Annotated in this window: 13 protein-coding genes; 6 read left to right on the top strand and 7 right to left on the bottom strand. The window is 69.9% G+C overall.

The features are described 5' to 3' along the window. Positions 1-111: 111 nt before the first annotated feature. Positions 112-3,249: an isoleucine--tRNA ligase gene (ileS, locus tag J2Z30_RS01330; RefSeq protein ID WP_044576907.1), complete on the bottom strand. Its 3,138-nt coding sequence runs from the start codon at positions 3,247-3,249 to the stop codon at positions 112-114. A 618-nt stretch (positions 3,250-3,867) separates the two neighbouring features. Between ileS and J2Z30_RS01325 the strand changes: the two genes are divergently transcribed. The 4 genes from J2Z30_RS01325 (at position 3,868) to J2Z30_RS01310 (ending at position 6,801) form a co-directional block, all read left to right on the top strand. Then, entirely contained in the window at positions 3,868-4,608 is a 741-nt protein-coding gene (locus J2Z30_RS01325; protein WP_044576908.1) for a TraR/DksA family transcriptional regulator, read from the top strand. A gap of 70 nt (positions 4,609-4,678) precedes the next feature. After that, positions 4,679-5,266 (top strand): signal peptidase II, encoded by a 588-nt coding sequence (lspA, locus tag J2Z30_RS01320; RefSeq protein ID WP_044576910.1) that lies wholly within the window; start codon positions 4,679-4,681, stop codon positions 5,264-5,266. Between the two features lie 132 nt (positions 5,267-5,398). Then, positions 5,399-6,340: an RluA family pseudouridine synthase gene (locus tag J2Z30_RS01315; protein ID WP_044576913.1), complete on the top strand. Its 942-nt coding sequence runs from the start codon at positions 5,399-5,401 to the stop codon at positions 6,338-6,340. Then, entirely contained in the window at positions 6,337-6,801 is a 465-nt protein-coding gene (locus J2Z30_RS01310) for a GNAT family N-acetyltransferase (RefSeq protein ID WP_044576916.1), read from the top strand. Before J2Z30_RS01315 ends, J2Z30_RS01310 begins: the two co-directional genes overlap by 4 nt. Before the next feature lie 16 nt (positions 6,802-6,817). On the opposite strand, the gene J2Z30_RS01305 is transcribed toward J2Z30_RS01310, so the two are convergent. Next, on the bottom strand, positions 6,818-7,957 hold the full coding sequence (locus J2Z30_RS01305) for a mechanosensitive ion channel family protein (protein ID WP_044576919.1): 1,140 nt from the start codon (positions 7,955-7,957) through the stop codon (positions 6,818-6,820). A gap of 132 nt (positions 7,958-8,089) precedes the next feature. On the opposite strand from J2Z30_RS01305, the gene J2Z30_RS01300 reads away from it, so the two are divergent. Beyond that, positions 8,090-8,680: a dienelactone hydrolase family protein gene (locus J2Z30_RS01300; RefSeq protein WP_044576922.1), complete on the top strand. Its 591-nt coding sequence runs from the start codon at positions 8,090-8,092 to the stop codon at positions 8,678-8,680. Between the two features lie 78 nt (positions 8,681-8,758). Here J2Z30_RS01300 and J2Z30_RS01295 read toward each other — a convergent pair whose 3' ends face one another. The 5 genes from J2Z30_RS01295 to J2Z30_RS01275 form a co-directional block, all read right to left on the bottom strand. Then, the gene (locus J2Z30_RS01295) at positions 8,759-10,390 is read right to left on the bottom strand and encodes an alkaline phosphatase D family protein (RefSeq protein ID WP_044576925.1); all 1,632 of its coding nucleotides are present in this window, start codon (positions 10,388-10,390) and stop codon (positions 8,759-8,761) included. Between the two features lie 158 nt (positions 10,391-10,548). Continuing rightward, positions 10,549-11,376, bottom strand: coding sequence for a thioredoxin domain-containing protein (locus tag J2Z30_RS01290; RefSeq protein ID WP_044576928.1), 828 nt, complete (start codon positions 11,374-11,376; stop codon positions 10,549-10,551). 63 nt (positions 11,377-11,439) lie between these two features. Then, the gene (locus tag J2Z30_RS01285) at positions 11,440-12,138 is read right to left on the bottom strand and encodes a hypothetical protein (RefSeq protein ID WP_078956959.1); all 699 of its coding nucleotides are present in this window, start codon (positions 12,136-12,138) and stop codon (positions 11,440-11,442) included. 84 nt (positions 12,139-12,222) lie between these two features. Continuing rightward, on the bottom strand, positions 12,223-13,239 hold the full coding sequence (locus J2Z30_RS01280) for a thioredoxin domain-containing protein (protein WP_078956960.1): 1,017 nt from the start codon (positions 13,237-13,239) through the stop codon (positions 12,223-12,225). Between the two features lie 93 nt (positions 13,240-13,332). After that, positions 13,333-14,658, bottom strand: a complete 1,326-nt coding sequence (locus tag J2Z30_RS01275) for a DUF2252 domain-containing protein (RefSeq protein WP_044576934.1) — start codon at positions 14,656-14,658, stop codon at positions 13,333-13,335. A gap of 214 nt (positions 14,659-14,872) precedes the next feature. Here J2Z30_RS01275 and dnaE point away from each other — a divergent pair, with 214 nt between their 5' ends. Further along, positions 14,873-18,418 carry a DNA polymerase III subunit alpha gene (gene dnaE, locus J2Z30_RS01270; protein WP_044576937.1) on the top strand — a complete coding sequence of 1,182 codons (3,546 nt, stop codon included), beginning with the start codon at positions 14,873-14,875 and terminating at the stop codon, positions 18,416-18,418. The last annotated feature ends 101 nt before the right edge of the window (positions 18,419-18,519 follow it).

Raw genomic sequence — 18,519 nt, 5'->3', positions numbered from 1 at the left:
TGAATTCAGCCCGTCCGGCGATTGAGGACACGCCCGAAGGGCGTCCGGGGTTCAGGGGCGGAGCCCCTGGTTCGGGAAGGGGCGGGGTGGGGGACAAACCCCCGGCCGGGGTTACACCTTGCGGAGGCGGAAGGTGAGGCCCAGCGGGGCGTCGGTGAACTGGTCGCCGTAGCCTTCCTCCCCGTCGCCGGAGGCGAAGTCGGTCGCGAGGACCTCGTCCGCGATCAGCTCGGCGTGGTCGGCGAGGGCCTGGCGGAGCTCCTCGTCGGCCGACTGCCACCGCAGCGCGATCCGGTCCGCCACATCCAGCCCGCTGTTCTTACGGGCCTCCTGGATCAGCCGGATCGCGTCACGGGCGAGACCCGCGCGCCGCAGCTCCGGGGTGATCTCCAGGTCGAGGGCGACCGTGGCGCCCGCGTCGGAGGCGACGGACCAGCCCTCGCGCGGGGTCTCGGTGATGATGACCTCGTCGGGGGAGAGGGCGACCGGCTCGCCGTCCACCACGACCGACGCGTTCCCCTCGCGCAGCGCGACCGACAGCGCGGCGGCGTCGGCCTCCGCGATCGCCTTGGCGACCGGCTGGGTGCCCTTGCCGAAGCGCTTGCCCAGGGCGCGGAAGTTGGCCTTCGCGGTCGTGTCGACCAGCGAGCCGCCCACCTCGCTCAGCGACGCGAGCGAGGAGACGTTCAGCTCCTCCTCGATCTGGGCGCGCAGTTCGGCGCCGAGGGTTTCGAAGCCGGAGGCGGCGACCAGCGCGCGCGACAGCGGCTGGCGCGTCTTCACACCGGACTCCGCGCGGGTCGCGCGCCCCAGCTCCACCAGGCGCCGCACGAGCGCCATCCGCTCCGAGAGCGCCGGGTCGATCATCGACCGGTCCGGCTCCGGCCAGGTGGTCAGGTGCACGGAGGCCGGGGCCTGCGGGCTCACCGGGACGACCAGGTCCTGCCAGACCCGCTCGGTGATGAAGGGCACCAGGGGCGCCATCAGCCGGGTGACCGTCTCGATGACGTCGTGCAGGGTGCGCATCGCGGCCGCGTCGCCCTGCCAGAAGCGGCGGCGCGAGCGGCGCACATACCAGTTGGACAGGTCGTCGACGAACGCCGACAGCAGCTTTCCGGCGCGCTGGGTGTCGTACGCCTCCAGGGACTCGGTGACCTGCTCGGTGAGCGTGCCCAGCTCACCCAGCAGCCAGCGGTCCAGCAGCGGCCGCTCGGCCGGGGCCGGGTCGGTTGCCGACGGCGCCCAGCCCGAGGTGCGGGCGTACAGCGCCTGGAAGGCGACGGTGTTCCAGTAGGTGAGCAGTGTCTTGCGCACGACCTCCTGGATGGTGCCGTGGCCCACCCGGCGGGCCGCCCACGGCGAGCCGCCCGCGGCCATGAACCAGCGCACCGCGTCCGCGCCGTGCTGATCCATCAGCGGGATCGGCTGAAGGATGTTGCCCAGGTGCTTGGACATCTTTCGGCCGTCCTCGGCCAGGATGTGACCGAGGCAGACCACGTTCTCGTACGAGGACTTGTCGAAGACGAGCGTGCCGACCGCCATCAGTGTGTAGAACCAGCCGCGGGTCTGGTCGATGGCCTCGGAGATGAACTGCGCCGGGTAGCGCCGCTCGAAGAGCTCCTTGTTGCGGTATGGGTAGCCGTACTGGGCGAACGGCATGGAGCCCGAGTCGTACCAGGCGTCGATGACCTCGGGCACCCGCTCGGCCGTCAGCGAGCAGCCGTCGGCGGCGCAGGTGAAGGTGACCGCGTCGATGTACGGCCGGTGCGGGTCCAGACCGCTCTGGTCGGTGCCGGTCAGCTCGGAGAGCTCGGCGAGGGAGCCGACGCAGGTGAGATGGGACTCGGCGCAGCGCCAGATGGGCAGCGGGGTGCCCCAGTAGCGGTTCCGCGACAGCGCCCAGTCGATGTTGTTATTGAGCCAGTCGCCATAGCGACCGGTCTTGACCGACTCGGGATACCAGTTGGTCTTCTCGTTCTCCCGCAGCAGCGCGTCCTTGATCGCGGTGGTGCGGATGTACCAGGACGGCTGGGCGTAGTAGAGCAGCGCCGTATGGCAGCGCCAGCAGTGCGGGTAGCTGTGCTCGTACGGCACATGCCGGAACAGCAGCCCGCGCTCCTTGAGGTCCGCCGTCAGCGCCTCGTCGGCCTTCTTGAAGAACTGGCCGCCGACCAGGTCCAGGCCCTCCTCGAAGGTGCCGTCCGGGCGGACCGGGTTGACCACCGGCAGCCCGTAGGCCCGGCAGGTCAGCAGGTCGTCCTCACCGAAGGCGGGGGACTGGTGGACCAGACCGGTGCCGTCCTCGGTCGTCACATAGCCGGCGTTGACGACGAAGTGGGCGTCGGGGATCTCCACCAGGTCGAAGGGGCGCCGATAGGTCCAGCGCTCCATCTCGGCCCCGGTGAAGGACTCGCCGGTGACCGTCCAGCCCTCGCCGAGCGCCTTCTCGACCAGCGGCTCGGCGACGACCAGCTTCTCCTCGCCGTTGGTGGTGACCACATAGCGCACCTCCGGATGCGCGGCCACGGCGGTGTTGGAGACCAGGGTCCACGGCGTGGTCGTCCACACCAGCAGCGCCGCCTCGCCCGCCAGCGGGCCGGAGGTCAGCGGGAAGCGTACGAAGACCGAGGGGTCGACGACCGTCTCATAGCCCTGGGCGAGCTCGTGGTCGGACAGCCCGGTGCCGCAGCGCGGGCACCAGGGGGCCACCCGGTGGTCCTGGACCAGCAGCCCCTTGTCGAAGATCTCCTTGAGGGACCACCACACGGACTCGATGTACCCGGGGTTCATGGTCCAGTACGCGCCGTCGAGGTCGGTCCAGAACCCCATCCGGGTGGTGAGCTCGGCGAAGGCGTCGGTGTGCCGGGTGACGGACTCCCGGCACTTGGCGTTGAACTCGGCGATGCCGTACGCCTCGATGTCCTTCTTGCCGTTGAAGCCCAGCTCCTTCTCGACCGCCAGCTCGACCGGCAGGCCGTGGCAGTCCCAGCCCGCCTTACGGTCCACGTGGTAGCCCCGCATGGTGCGGAATCGGGGGAAGACGTCCTTGAAGACGCGGGCCTCGATGTGGTGGGCGCCCGGCATGCCGTTCGCGGTCGGGGGGCCCTCGTAGAAGACCCACTCGGGCCGCCCCTCGGACTGATCGAGGCTACGGGCGAAGATCTTGTTCTCCCGCCAGAAGTCGAGCACGGCGTGCTCGAGGGCGGGCAGGTCGACCTGGGCGGGCACCTGGCGGTACTGCGGCGTCATCGGGGCTCTTCTTCCTCCGGCGGACACGTGCTCTTCCGTTTCCGTCGGAGGGACGAGAGCCGTGCGCTCCCGCGGTACCACCCTCCTTGACCGGCAGCGGCTGGCTCCCGGCCCCCTCATTGGGATCGCGATGCCGGTTCTACTGGCCCGGGGCGGGCGTTCTTCCGGCGGCTCCGGGGTGATCCTTCACATCGCGCTCGCCCCCGGGCTCACACCGTCCCCGGGTCGCTCTTGGCCGCCTACGACGCTACTCGTCCCCATCCACGCCTTTCGCTGCGCCCAGTGTACGGGGCCGAGGAGACCGGGGCCGACCGAATATGGCACCGCTCGGTCACCACTGCGGCACTGCGCCGGACGGGGGACGGCCGGGCCCGGGGACTGACCCGATTGGCCGGACGCCGGGGGCCGCGATCAGGGTCGTCACGCTGGGTCACCCCCGGGTGCCGGATCCCGGACGGATTACCGGAGGCGGAGTGGGGCACAACGGTGGAGACCGGGTTGTCGTACGGGCAAGCCGGGCGAATCGGGCGGCGTGCCCCGTTGCCGCCCGCCCGGAGTCGATTTATCGTTCCGGAACGATTCGCGCGCAAGATCACAATATGTGAAGGGGCCGCGGCCATGGTGGCGAGAAAGACCACCGTGCAGAAGAGCACGGCGAAGGCGACGAAGGCCGCGCCCGGCAAGAAGAACGCCTCGGGCAAGAAGGCCGTCAACAAGACCGCGGCCCCCGGCAGGGCCGCCGCGCAAGACGCCGCCAAGGCGGCGAAGAAGAGCGCACCGAAGAAGAAGTCGGAGACGCCCGCCAAGAAGGCCGCGCCCGCCGACAAGGCGGTGCCCGCGAAGAAGACGGGAGCCAGGAAAGTGGTTGCGAAGAAGACCTCGGGTGGTGCGCCGAACGGCAAGAAGGCCACGACGACCGCGCCGCCCCTGCCCAAGGCCCGTGCGGCCGGCGCCCCCGTCGACCCCAGCGAGCTCGCGGTCCGCCCGGGTGAGGACCCCTGGTCGGCCGAGGAGGTGGACCAGGCGCGCGCCGGGCTGCTGGCCGAGGCCGGCCGGCTGCGCACCGAGATCCTCGCCTCCGAGGAGGCGATCACCGGGCTGATGCGTGATTCCGGCGACGGCGCGGGCGACGACCAGGCCGACACCGGCACCAAGAACATCACCCGCGAGCATGAGATGGCCCTGACCGGAAACGCCCGCGAGATGCTGCTCCAGTCCGAGCGCGCCCTGGATCGGCTGGACACCGGGACGTACGGACTGTGCGAGAGCTGCGGCAACCCGATCGGCAAGGCGCGGATGCAGGCGTTCCCCCGGGCCACGCTGTGTGTGGAGTGCAAGCAGCGCCAGGAGCGGCGCTGACGGCCGTACGTGTGTGCCGTACCCTCGTCCCTCACAGGGGGAGACAGACTCACGAGGTTGAGGGACTCACGTGACAGAGGCGGAGCAGGCCATCGGTACGCCGGACGCGGGGAAGGCAGAGGGGGGCGCCGGGACCAGCGCCGCCGGATCCGGTGAGGCCGAGGCGGGCAGGGGGAAGCGGCGTGTCGGGGTGCTCCTCGTGGTCGCGGCGCTGGCCTATCTGATCGATCTGAGCAGCAAGCTGGCCGTGGTCGCGAAGCTGGAGCACCACGCTCCGGTCGAGGTGATCGGCACCTGGCTGCAGTTCGAGGTGATCCGCAACCGGGGGGCCGCGTTCGGCTTCGGCGAGGCCATGACCATCGTCTTCACGGTGATCGCGGTCGGCGTCATCGTGGTGATCGCGCGACTGGCCCGCAAGCTCCACAGCCTGCCCTGGGCCATCGCGCTCGGGCTGCTGCTCGGCGGCGCCTTCGGCAATCTCACCGACCGGATCTTCCGGGCGCCCGGGGATTTCCAGGGGGCGGTCGTCGACTTCATCGCGCCCTCCCACTTCGCGGTCTTCAACCTCGCCGACTCGGCCATCGTGTGCGGTGGCTTCCTGATCGTGATCCTGTCCTTCCGCGGTCTGGACCCGGACGGCACGGTGCACAAGGACTGACGCGGCTGACAGGGACTAACGCGACTGACAAGGACTGACCAGGGCCGACACCGGTCCGGCCCTGGAAGGGGCCGGGCGGCCGGTATCCGACGGGCGTACGAACCGGTGCTCCCGGTCCGGCATACTCGTCGGGTGAGTACGATTCCCGAGATCCGCACCCTGCCCGTACCGGACGGTCTGGAGGGCGAGCGCGTCGATGCCGCCATCGCCCGCATGTTCGGTTTCTCCCGGACCAAGGCGGCCGAGCTGGCCGCCGCCGGAAAGGTGCAGCTCGACGGCAGTGTCGCCGGGAAGTCCGACCGGGTCTCCGGGGGTGCCTGGCTCGAGGTCGAGATGCCGCAGGCCGCGCCGCCGGTGCGGATCGTCGCCGAACCCGTCGAGGGCATGGACATCGTGCACGACGACGAGGACATCGTGGTCGTCTCCAAGCCGGTCGGCGTCGCGGCCCACCCCAGCCCCGGCTGGACCGGCCCCACCGTGATCGGCGGGCTCGCCGCCGCCGGTTTCCGTGTCGCCACCTCGGGCGCCGCCGAGCGCCAGGGGATCGTGCACCGGCTGGACGTCGGCACCTCCGGGCTGATGGTCGTCGCCAAGTCCGAGCTCGCGTACTCCGTGCTCAAGCAGCAGTTCCGCGAGCGCACCGTGGACAAGCGCTACCACGCGCTGGTCCAGGGCCACCCGGACCCGCTGAGCGGCACCATCGACGCCCCGATCGGCCGCCATCCCCAGCACGACTACAAGTGGGCGGTGACCGCGGACGGCAAGCCGAGCGTCACCCACTACGACCTCATCGAGGCGTTCCGGGCCGCGAGCCTGCTGGACATCAAGCTGGAGACCGGCCGCACCCACCAGATCCGGGTGCACATGGCGGCCCACCGCCACCCCTGCGTCGGCGACCTCACCTATGGCGCGGACCCGACGCTCGCCAAGCGGCTGAAGCTGACCCGGCAGTGGCTGCACGCCGTGCGGCTCGGCTTCGAGCACCCCGCGCACGGCGGATGGGTCGAGTTCGAGAGCGTTTACCCGGACGATCTGCGCGGGGCGCTGGACATCGTGAAGGCGGAGAGCGCGTGATCGAGGTCGTGACCGACGGGGACCTGTCCGGCTGCTTCGCGGTCCGCCGCGAGGTCTTCGTAGTGGAGCAGCGGATCCCCGAGGCGGAGGAGATGGACGCGTACGACGCGCACGCCGTCCACCTCCTGGCCACCGGCGACGGGGGCCGCCCGGTCGGCACCGTCCGCTTCCTGCACGGCGCGGCCGCGGACAAGAAGTACGGTCACGCCGGTGTCGACGGCGCCACCACCGCCGTGCTCGGCCGCCTCGCGGTGGCCGGGGCGGCGCGGGGCACGGGGCTGGGGGCCGATCTGGTCCGGGCCGTCGAGGCGGAGGCCCGCCGGCGCGGTCTGGCCGAGGTCTATCTGGAGTCCCAGACCCATGCGCTCGGCTTCTACGAGCGGCTGGGCTACGAGGCGTTCGGCCCCGAGTTCGACGAGGGCAGCGGCATTCCGCACCGGGCGATGCGACGGTCGTTGTAGCGGCGGGCCGCCGGGCTCACCGCGAGTGCCGGGCGTCCTTGCGCAGCCCGTCCTCGAAGCGGGCGAAATGATCCTGGCGCTCTCGCCGACGTTCGCTCTCCAGCAGCGCCTGCGGGGCCTGGGCGGCCGGAGCGGTGGCGATGCGCGGCAGGGCGTACGGATGGGCGTCCCGCAGCCAGGTGATCATCTTCTCGCGCACCTCACACCGCACGGTCCACGCGTCGTCCGGGTCCCGCGCCGTGATGAGCGCCCGCACCATGATGGTGCTCGGGGTGGTGTCCGTCACCACCAGGTTCCAGTCCCGGCCGTCCCAGGCCGGGGACTTCTGCACGATCTCGCGCAGATGTTCCCGCATCTCCTCGATCGGCGCGGTGTGGTCCAGGTGGAAGTAGACCGTGGCCACCTTCTGGGTGCCGCCCCGCGACCAGTTCTCGAACGGCTTGTTGGTGAAGTACGACACCGGCATGGTGATCCGGCGCTCGTCCCAGGTCCGTACGGACAGGAAGGTCAGCGTGATCTCCTCGACCGTGCCCCACTCGCCGTCCACGACCACCGTGTCGCCGATCCGCACCATGTCGCCGAAGGCGATCTGCAGCCCCGCGAAGAGGTTCCCCAGCGTGGACTGGGCGGCCACCCCGGCGACCACCCCGAGGATCCCGGCGGAGGCCAGCATGGAGGTGCCGACCGTGCGCATCGTCGGGAAGGTCAGCAGCATTGCGGAGGCCGCCACCACGCCGACGATCGCGGCCACCACCCGCTGGATCAGCGTCACCTGGGTACGCACCCGGCGCACCCGCGCGGGGTCGTGCGCGCTGGAGGAGGCGTAGCGGAAGTAGGAGGACTCCACCACGGCCGAGGAGACCCGCACCATGAGCCACGCCGTGGCCGCGATGAGCACCAGCGCGAGCAACTGGCCGATCGCCGACCCGTGCTCCTGGACCACCCTCGCCTCGGTCTTGTCGTACGAACCGCTCAGCAACGCCGTGCACACGGTCACCTGAAGAGGGAGCCGGCAGCGGCGCAGATGACCCCACAGGGGGGTCTCGGGATGCCGGGCATCGACCCTCCGCAGCAGCCAGTCGACGGCCCAGCCGATGAACAGCGTGATGGCCAGTGAGCCGCCGATGACGATGAGCGGACGCAGCACGTCCTCCATGGACACCTACCTCATCCTTCCTCAGGGGAGACTCCAGGGTGTCCTGTCCCGCCTTCCCCGGATCCGGCGTCCTCAGACTGTGACTGGCACGATAGGAGGGGCTGATCCACGGAAAGTGAAACGGGAAGGAAAGTGACGGCGGTGGCCGATACCTCGACGATTGTGCTGTTCCACTCCTCGTACGGGCTGCGGCCCGCCGTGCACGAGGCGGCCGACCGGCTGCGGGCGGCCGGGCATGAGGTGGTCGTGCCGGACCTGTACGAGGGGGAGACCGCCGAGACCGTCGAGGACGGCATGGTGATCAAGGAGCGGATCGGCCGCGACGAGCTGCTGAAACGGGCCGTCACCGCCGCCGCGCCGTACTCGGACCGCGGGCTGGTCTACGCCGGGTTCTCGCTCGGCGGCTCCCTGGCGCAGAACCTGGCACTGGCCGACGACAGGGCGCGCGGCCTGCTCCTGCTGCACGGCACCTCGGACATCGCCGACGACGCCGCGGCCGACGACCTGCCGGTGCAGCTGCATGTGGCCGACCCCGACCCGTTCGAGCCGCACGACTGGCTCAACGCCTGGTATCTGCGGATGCGGCGGGCCGGTGCCGACGTGGAGGTCTTCCGCTACGGCGGGGCCGGGCACATCTTCACCGACCCCGAGCTGCCGGACTACGACAAGGAGGCCGCCGAGGCCACCTGGCGGGTGGCGCTCGGCTTCCTGGCGAGCCTCTGAGCCTTTGGCGCGCGGGCGAGCCTCAACGCATGGGTGAGCCTTTGGCACGCGGGCGAGCCTCAAGGCATGGGTGAGCCTTCAGCGCACGGGCGCGTCGGCGCGCTCGACCTTCTGGCTGCCCGCCTGGGTGCGGTACGACCGCGTCCAGGCGCTCGTGGCGTGCGGATCGGTCCGGTCGGAGACGGTGTAGTAGTCCATCTGGGACCGTCGCGGGGTGACATCGAGCACGCCGTAGCCGTGCGAGTCCATGTCCACCCACTTCACATGGCGGTTGGCGGCCCTGATCGCGGCGGCCGCCGCCAGGGACACCGTCTGCGGCGCCACATGCAGCAGATCGTCGAGGTTGTCCGAGGTCACCGAGGTGACCACGAACTCGGTCGCGGCCGACCGGGAGAGCGGATAGGTGGCGGCCTTTACCGGTACGTCGTTGGCCCACGCCATATGGATGTCACCGGTGAGGAAGACCGTGTTGCCGATCCCGTGGTCGGTGAGGTGGGCGAGCAGCTCGCGCCGGTCGTCCGTATAGCCGTCCCACTGGTCGGTGTTGATGGCCAGCCCGCCCCTGGGCAGCCCCAGCAGCTCGGCCAGCGGGCCCAGCAGCTCGGCGGGGAGGGCCCCGAAGGCGACCGGTGAGATCATCACCGAGTTGCCCACCAGCCGCCAGGTGGTGTCCGAGGCGGTCAGGCCCGACTTCAGCCAGTCGAGCTGGGCACGCCCGGTCAGGGTGCGCTCCGGGTCGTCCACGTCCCCGCTGCCGGTGGCCGCCTGCCGGGAGCGGAACGAACGCAGATCGAGCAGGTGGAGATCGGCGAGGTTGCCGTAGCGCAGCCGCCGGTAGGTGGTGCCCTGGGTGGAGGGGCGCACCGGCATCCACTCGAAGTACGCCTGCTTGGCGGCGGCCACCCGCTGGGCCCACGCCCCCTCGGTGCCGGGCGTGTGGTTCTCCGCCCCGCCGGACCAGGCGTCGTTGGCGAACTCGTGGTCGTCCCAGATCGCGATCAGGGGGAGCGCGGCGTGCAGGGCCTGGGCGTCGGGGTCGGTCTTGTAGTTCCCGTGCCGGACGCGGTAGTCGGCGAGCGTGACGATCTCGTGGGTGGGGGCGTGCGGGCGCACGACGTATTTGGCCTCCGGGTACTCGCCGCTCTGGTACTCGTAGATGTAGTCGCCCAGATGGAGTATCGCGTCCAGGTCGGTGCGGGCGGCCAGATGGCGGTACGGGGAGAACCAGCCCGCCTCCCAGTTGGCGCAGGAGACCACGCCGAAACGCGCCCCCTCGGTCGCCGCGTCGTGCGCGGGGGCGGTGCGGGTGCGCCCCACGGGGGAGCGGACGCCGCCGTCCACGCCGAAGCGGTAGAAGTAGCCGGTGGCGGGCCGCAGCCCGCGCACATCGGCCTTGACGGTGTGGTCGGTGTCGGCGGCGGCCTTGACGGTGCCGCGGGCGACGACCGAGCGGAAGTCCTGGTCCTCGGCGACCTCCCAGGTCACCTCGACGGCGGGGCCGAGCCCCGAGCCGGGCGCGGCGTCGGGGGCGGGCGTGATACGGGTCCACAGCAGGATCCCGTCGGGCAGCGGGTCGCCCGAGGCGACGCCGTGGAGGAAGGCGGGCCCGGAGGCGGCGTGGGCGGCGGGGCCCGGTACGAGGGGCAGCAGGGCGGCGGCGGCCGCCGCGGCCGTGACGGTGCTTCGGCGCGATATGTGGAGGTCGGTCACGGCCGAGGAGATTACTGACAAGTAGCCCGCGGAGACAGAGGGCTTGGGGGATGTTCGCCCACCCGTCGCCGCCAGGTCACTGGCGGCATCGGGCCATAACGCCGTCGGCGGGCGCGCCCTGGGGCACGCCCGCCGACCCGGCGGGGATGGGCCGGACGTTACTTCTTGAGCTCCTGCTTGACGAGCGGGGTGAACTGGTCCGGGGTCATCGGCGGGTTGTCGCCCACCTGCAGCTTCTTCCCGTTCAGCTTGAAGGACGGGGTGCCGGTGATGTCCTTGGTGTCGTTGAACGTCTTGGACATGGCCAGCGCCCACCGGTCGTAGGTGCCGTTCTTCACGGCCTTCTCGAATGCCGTGTTGCCCTTCAGCTCCTTGACCTGCTGGGCGACGTCGATCAGCTTCTGGTCGTTCGCGAAGGCGTCATCGGTCTCCTCCGGGTGGTTCTTCGGCGCGTACAGCGCCTCCTTGTAGTCCAGGAACGCCTGCGGGCTGACGTCGAGGGCCGCGCCGAGCGCGCTCAGCGCGTTCTTCGACCCGGCGCCGGGCTGCTGCTTGTTGTCGTCGAGGAAGGTGCCCATGGTGAACTGCGCCTTGTAGGTGCCGTCCTTGATGTCCTTGAGGACGGTCGGGCCGGTGTACTTCTCGAACTGGGCACAGACCGGGCAGCGCATGTCCTCGTAGACGTGCAGGGTGTTCTTGGCCTTCTTGTCGCCGATGACGATCGTCGTGCCCTGGGGGCCGGTGGTGTTGGCGGGCTTGGCGAACGTCTTCTTCTCGGCCGCCGCCCGCCATTTCTGGTTGGCGTTGTCCGAGTTCATGTTGGTGACGGCGTAGCCGATGCCGCCGGCTATCGCGAGGACCGCGACGACCGCGCCGCCGACGAACAGCTGGCGCCGCATCCGGTCCTTCTTCGCCTGGCGCTCGCGCTCGGCGCGCAGCCGTTCGCGCGCGGCCTGCTTGTTCTGCTGGCTGTTGCGATTGCTCATGATGGTTCGATCTCCGTGGGTGTGCGTCGTCAGTGATGCGTACGGGGGTGTGGAGCGCTGTGCTCAGGCAGCGGCCGAGCGGGGCGGTCCACGACGCACCACGGAGTGCACGAGGAGAGGGAGCGCCGGTGCCGGGCGCACCGGCCGTACGGGCCGGGGGGCCCGGCGGCGGGGCAGCAGGGCCGCCGTATGGACCGCGACGGCCAGCAGCAGCGGTCGGAAGGCGAAGGCGGCCAGGGAGACCAGCAGACGGCTCAGGGCGGCCTCGCCGCGCCGCAGCCAGGCCGCGGCGATCAGACCCACCGCGATATGCGCGGCGAGCAGCAGCCAGGGGGTGGCGGAGCTCACGGCGGCCGCCAGCGGGGTGGCGACGCCGTTCTGGGAGACGCCGGGCAGCGGACCGCCGAGGTCGCCCCCGCCACACAGCACGGTGACCCCCATGGAGCGCAGGGAGCCCGCCACCGGGCCGCCGGACTCTCCATAACACGCCTGCTGGCCGGTGGTGAAGATCGTGTCGGCGGCCAGCTCCAGGGGGATCATCAGGGCCGCTATGGACCAGAAGCCCCGCTCCCGGCCCGCGAGGGCGTACGCGACGGCGAAGACGGCCACCGCGAGCGCGCCGACGGTGCCCAGCGGCAGCGGGGCCCGTGACAGCAGGACATGCGAAGCCGAGGACAGCGTGACGCACAGCGCCGTGAAGAGCGCCGCGCGCACTGCCCTCAGCTGCGGTCCGGTGCCGTCCATGACTTCGAATTCTGCCATGAACGGCTGTAGGGACCATGTGAAGAGTCGGCCTGGCCGTCGGCTACCCGCCTGACCTGCTGGTTCACCCCTTGACCTGCTGGTTCACCCCTTGAGCTGCTTGTTCACCGCGTCCGTGAACTCCGTCGCGGTCGCGGGGGTGGAGCCGCCGCTGCCGGTCAGCTGGGAGCCGTCGAGCTTGACGGTGGGGGTGCCGCTCACCCCGGAGGCGTCGTAGTCGGCGATCATCTTCTTCGCCCAGGGGTCGTAGGTGCCCTCGCGCAGAGCCTCCCGGAAGGAGGCGTTCGTCTTGAGCGCGTACACCTCCTGGGAGACGGCCATCAGCTGGTTGTCGTCGGCGTAGGAGTCCTTGCTCTCCTCGGGGTGGTTCTTCGGCGACATCAGGGCGGCCTTGTAGTCGAGGAAGGCGTCGGTGCTCACGTCCAGTGCCGCCCCGAGGGCGCTCAGGGCGTTCGCGGAGCCGTTGCCGCCCATGGTCTCGTCGAGGATGGCGGCGAAGTGGAACGAAACCTTGTACTTGCCTGCCTTGATGTCCTTGGCGATGGTCGGCCCGACCGACTGGTCGAAGGAGGCGCACGGCGGGCAGCGCAGATCCTCGTAGACGTCGAGGGTGTGCTTGGCATCGGCCTCGCCGATCACCACGGTGGTACCGCTCGGCCCGGAGCTGTGGGCGGGCGTGACGAGATCTCCCGAGCTCTCCGAGCCGCCCCCGGAGCCGTCCGGGTCCCCGGAACCGCCGGAGCCGCCCGAGCCGTCGGAACCGCCCGAGCCGTCGGAGCCCGGCGGGCCCTGGACGACAGCGTCCGACGAGCCGCCCCCGGAGCCCTTGTCGTCATCCGTGAACACGAGAACGCCCGCGAACACCGCGGCGGCGGCCGCCACCGCGATGACGGCCGTAAGGCCGCCGTTGCGCTGCCGGTCCGCCGGTCCTGGCGCGCCGCCCCAGGGCCCGCCATCCGGGCCGGGCGGCGGGCCCTGGGGCGGCGGGGGAGCGGGCGGGAAGCCCGGAGGCTGATCCGGGGGCGGCGGATGACCCGGCTGCTGGTACGGATTCTGCTGCGGGTCTCGCTCGCCCCCCGGCGGCTGCTGTCCAGGCCACATGACAGACAACGATAGGGGGGCGAGCGCCCCCCGGCCATGGCCGGGGTGACGATCAACGGCCCCGGGGGACGGACGCTCCCGGGGAGGAGGCGATCAGAGGCCGGGGATGCGGCCGTTGCGGAAGAGGTCCACGAAGATCTGGTGGTCGGCGCGGGCGCGGGCACCGTAAGAGTGCGCGAAGTCCACCAGGAGCTCGGCGAAGCCGTCCTCGTCGGCGGCGATCACCGCGTCGATGGCGCGCTCGGTGGAGAACGGCACCAGCGAGTGGCCGCTCTGGTCGTCCGCGGCCGCGTGCATGGTGGCCGTGGCCCGGCCCAGGTCGGCCACGACCGCCGCGATCTCGGCCGGGTCGTCGATGTCGGACCAGTCCAGGTCCACCGCGTACGGCGACACCTCGGCGACCAGCTGCCCCGCCCCGTCCAGCTCGGTCCAGCCCAGCCACGGGTCGGCGTGGGCCTGGAGCGCGCGCTGGGAGATCACGGTGCGGTGGCCCTCGTGGTGGAAGTACGACCGCACCTGCTCATCGGTGATGTGCCGGGAGACCGCCGGGGTCTGCCCCTGCTTCATGTAGATCACCACATCGTTCTCCAGGGCGTCGCTGTTGCCCTCCAGAAGGATGTTGTACGAGGGGAGCCCGGCGCTGCCGATGCCGATGCCCCGGCGGCCCACCACGTCCTTGACGCGGTAGGAGTCCGGGCGCGAGAGACTGGATTCGGGGAGCGTCTCCAGATAGCCGTCGAAGGCGGCCAGGACCTTGTAGCGGGTGGCCGCGTCCAGCTCGATGGACCCGCCGCCGGCCGCGAAGCGGCGCTCGAAGTCGCGGATCTCGGTCATCGAGTCCAGCAGCCCGAAGCGGGTCAGCGAGCGGGCGTCACGCAGCGCGTCCAGCAGCGGGCCCTCCGCGGTCTCCAGGGTGAAGGGCGGCACCTCGTCGTTCTTGGCGCCGGTGGCCAGGGCGTGGACGCGCTCGCGGTAGGCGCCGGCGTACGTCCGCACCAGCTCGGTGATCTTCTCGTCGCTGAGCGCCTTGGTGTAGCCGATGAGCGCCACGGAGGCGGCGAAGCGCTTGAGGTCCCAGGTGAAGGGGCCGACGTACGCCTCGTCGAAGTCGTTCACATTGAAGATCAGCCGGCCGTTGGCGTCCATGTAGGTGCCGAAGTTCTCGGCGTGGAGGTCGCCGTGGATCCACACCCGGCTGGTGCGGTCGTCGAGGTACGGCCCGCCGGAGCGCTCCCGCTCCACATCGGAATAGAACAGGCATGCGGTGCCGCGGTAGAACGCGAACGCCGAGGCGGCCATCTTCCGGAACTTGACGCGGAAGGCGGCCGGGTCGGCGGCGAGCAGCTCGCCGAAGGCGGTGTCGAATACGGCGAGGATGTGCTCGCCGCGCTGTTCCGCCTGGGTCTGCTGGGTCGACATCGCGGAACGCCTCCTGGGGCATGGGAGAAGTGATCGGTGGGGCAGATACGACAGGGTATGTTCCGTCTCGCCGGGTGCGTGGGAAGACCGGATGACCCGTCGGGATCAACGCCTGAGGCTACTCGTGAGTGCCCGGCTCTTGTCAGTGCGGAGGGGTAACCTTCGGAGCTGTCTCGCCCCGCAGTCATCGATTGTTCGCCGGAGGTCTTCCACCGTGACCAAGCCGCCCTTCACGCACCTGCATGTCCATACCCAGTACTCGCTGCTGGACGGTGCGGCGCGGCTCAAGGACATGTTCAACGCGTGCAACGAGATGGGCATGACCCACATCGCCATGACCGACCATGGCAACCTCCACGGCGCGTACGACTTCTATCAGCAGGCGACGGGCGCGGGGATCACCCCGATCATCGGCATCGAGGCGTATGTGGCCCCCGAGTCGCGGCGCTACAAGCGGCGGGTGCAGTGGGGCCAGCCGCACCAGAAGCGCGATGACGTCTCCGGTTCCGGTGGTTACACCCACAAGACCATCTGGGCGTCGAACAAGACCGGTCTGCACAACCTCTTCCGGCTCTCCTCGGACGCCTATATGGAGGGCTACTTCGTCAAGTGGCCGCGGATGGACAAGGAGACCATCGCCCAGTGGTCCGAGGGCCTGATCGCCTCCACCGGCTGCCCCTCGGGCGAGCTCCAGACCCGGCTGCGGCTCGGCCAGTTCGACGAGGCCCTCAAGGCCGCCTCCGAGTACCAGGACATCTTCGGCAAGGAGCGGTACTTCCTGGAGCTGATGGACCACGGCATCGAGATCGAGCGCCGGGTCCGGGACGGGCTGCTGGAGATCGGCAAGAAGCTGGACATCCCGCCGCTGGTCACCAATGACTCGCACTACACCTACTCCCGCGAGTCCGTGGCGCACGACGCGCTGCTGTGCGTCCAGACCGGCAAGAACCTCTCCGACCCCGACCGCTTCCGCTTCGACGGCACCGGCTACTACCTCAAGTCGACGGAGGAGATGTACGCCATCGACTCCTCCGACGCCTGGCAGCAGGGGTGTGCCAACACCCTGCTGGTCGCCGAGCAGATCGACGCCACCGGATGGTTCGAGAAGCGCGACCTGATGCCGCGGTTCGACGTGCCCGAGGGGTACACCGAAGTCACCTGGTTCCAGGAGGAGGTCCGCAAGGGGATGGCCCGCCGCTTCCCCGGCGGCGTCCCCGAGGACCGTCAGAAGCTCGCCGAGTACGAGATGGACGTCATCATCCAGATGGGGTTCCCGGGCTACTTCCTCGTGGTCGCCGACTTCATCATGTGGGCCAAGAACAACGGCATCGCGGTCGGCCCCGGCCGAGGCTCCGCGGCCGGTTCGATCGTCTCGTACGCGATGGGCATCACCGACCTCGACCCGGTCGAGCACGGGCTGATCTTCGAGCGGTTCCTCAACCCCGAGCGCGTCTCCATGCCGGATGTCGACATCGACTTCGACGAGCGCAGGCGCGGTGAGGTCATCCGGTACGTGACCGAGAAATACGGTGCCGACAAGGTCGCCCAGATCGGCACCTACGGCACCATCAAGGCCAAGAACGCCATCAAGGACTCCGCCCGGGTGCTCGGCTATCCGTACGCGATGGGCGACCGCATCACCAAGGCCATGCCCGCCGACGTCCTCGGCAAGGGCATCCCGCTCTCCGGTATCACCGACGAGAAGCACCCCCGCTACAGCGAGGCGGGCGAGGTGCGCGGGATGTACGAGAACGAGCCGGATGTGAAGAAGGTCATCGACACCGCGCGCGGAATCGAGGGCCTGGTCCGGCAGATGGGCGTGCACGCGGCCGGCGTGATCATGTCCAGCGAGACGGTCACCGACCATGTGCCCGTCTTCTCGCCGAAGAACGACGGCCAGGTCGTGACCCAGTGGGACTACCCCACCTGTGAGTCGCTCGGCCTGCTGAAGATGGACTTCCTGGGGCTGCGCAACCTCACCATCATGGACGACGCCGTCAAGATGGTGCGCGCCAACAAGGGCGTCGACCTGAAGATGCTCGATCTGTCCCTGGACGACCCCAAGACCTTCGAACTGCTGTGCCGCGGTGACACTCTGGGCGTCTTCCAGTTCGACGGCGGCCCCATGCGTTCCCTGCTGCGCATGATGAAGCCCGACCACTTCGAGGACATTTCCGCCGTCTCGGCCCTCTACCGGCCGGGCCCGATGGGCATGAACTCGCATATCAACTACGCGCTGCGGAAGAACGGCCAGCAGGAGATCACCCCGATCCACCCCGAGCTGGAGGAGCCGCTCAAGGAGGTCCTGGGCATCACCTACGGCCTCATCGTGTACCAGGAGCAGGTGCAGAAGGCCGCCCAGGTGCTCGCGGGCTACTCGCTAGGACAGGCCGACCTGCTGCGCCGCGCGATGGGCAAGAAGAAGCAGGAGGTCCTCGACAAGGAGTTCGTGCCCTTCCAGAAGGGCTGCCGCGAGCGCGGCTACTCCGACCAGGCCATCCAGGCGGTGTGGGACGTGCTGGTCCCGTTCGCCGGATACGCGTTCAACAAGGCGCACTCCTCCGCGTACGGCCTGGTCACCTACTGGACCGCGTACCTCAAGGCCAACTACCCCGCCGAGTACATGGCGGCGCTGCTCACCTCGGTCCGCGACGACAAGGACAAGTCGGCGGTCTATCTGAACGAATGCCGCCGCATGGGCATCAAGGTGCTGCCGCCGAACGTCAATGAGTCCGAGGCCAACTTCACCGCCCAGGGTGATGATGTGATCCTCTTCGGTCTCACGGCGGTCCGTAACGTCGGTCAGAACGTGGTGGAGGCGATCATCCGCGGCCGCAAGGCCAAGGGGAAGTACACCTCGTTCCCGGACTACCTGGACAAGGTCGAGGCGGTCGTCTGCAACAAGCGCACCACCGAATCGCTGATCAAGGCGGGCGCCTTCGACGAGATGGGCCACACCCGGAAGGGGCTCACGGCGCACTACGAAGCCCTGATCGACAATGTGGTCGCGGTGAAGCGCAAGGAGGCCGAGGGGCAGTTCGACCTCTTCGGCGGCATGGGCGGCGACAGCGGGGAGGGCGACGGGCCGGGCTTCGGGCTCGACGTCGAGTTCGCGGACGTCGAATGGGACAAGAGCTATCTGCTGGCCCAGGAGCGGGAGATGCTGGGCCTGTATGTCTCCGACCATCCGCTGTTCGGCATCGAGCATGTGCTGAACGAGAAGGCGGATGCCGCGATCTCCGCGCTCACCGGCGGTGAACACGCGGACGGCGCGATCGTCACCATCGGCGGCATCATCTCCGGTCTCCAGCGCAAGATGACCAAACAGGGCAACGCCTGGGCCATCGCCACCGTGGAAGACCTGGCAGGCTCCATCGAGTGCATGTTCTTCCCGGCCACCTATCAGCTGGTCTCCACCCAGCTGATCGAGGACGTGGTCGTCTTCGTCAAGGGACGGCTGGACAAGCGTGAGGACGTGCCCCGGCTGGTCGCCATGGAGCTGATGGTCCCCGATCTGTCCGAGGCGGGCGCCAACGCGCCCGTGACGATCACCATTCCCACGGTCAAGGTCACCCCGCCGCTGGTCGAGAAGCTGGGCGAGGTGCTCACCCACCACCGCGGCTCCACCGAGGTGCGGATCAAGCTCCAGGGGGCGCGGAAGACCACCGTGCTGCGGCTCGACCGGCACCGCGTCACCGCCGACCCGGCCCTCTTCGGCGATCTCAAGGTGCTGTTGGGGGCGTCCTGCCTGGCGGGGTGACCGCCCGGCCCTGACGTATGCCGCGGCCGCCTGGCGTTGACGTATGCCGCGGCCGCCCGGCCCTGGCGGAGGCAATGACCGCCCGGCCCTGACGAAGGACG

Origin of the sequence: Streptomyces iranensis, assembly GCF_017874715.1 — a bacterium.
Classification (GTDB): domain Bacteria; phylum Actinomycetota; class Actinomycetes; order Streptomycetales; family Streptomycetaceae; genus Streptomyces; species Streptomyces iranensis.
The sequence above is the reverse complement of the archived record's forward strand: the minus strand, read 5'-3'. Positions and strand labels throughout refer to the sequence as shown.

Coding starts and splice junctions, on each gene's coding strand:
- J2Z30_RS01280 (WP_078956960.1), bottom strand. CDS start 13,239: ATGTGGCCTGGACAGCAGCCGCCGGGGGGCGAGCGAGACCCGCAGCAG.
- J2Z30_RS01275 (WP_044576934.1), bottom strand. CDS start 14,658: ATGTCGACCCAGCAGACCCAGGCGGAACAGCGCGGCGAGCACATCCTC.
- J2Z30_RS01285 (WP_078956959.1), bottom strand. CDS start 12,138: ATGGCAGAATTCGAAGTCATGGACGGCACCGGACCGCAGCTGAGGGCA.
- ileS (WP_044576907.1), bottom strand. CDS start 3,249: ATGACGCCGCAGTACCGCCAGGTGCCCGCCCAGGTCGACCTGCCCGCC.
- J2Z30_RS01305 (WP_044576919.1), bottom strand. CDS start 7,957: ATGGAGGACGTGCTGCGTCCGCTCATCGTCATCGGCGGCTCACTGGCC.
- J2Z30_RS01290 (WP_044576928.1), bottom strand. CDS start 11,376: ATGAGCAATCGCAACAGCCAGCAGAACAAGCAGGCCGCGCGCGAACGG.
- J2Z30_RS01325 (WP_044576908.1), top strand. CDS start 3,868: ATGGTGGCGAGAAAGACCACCGTGCAGAAGAGCACGGCGAAGGCGACG.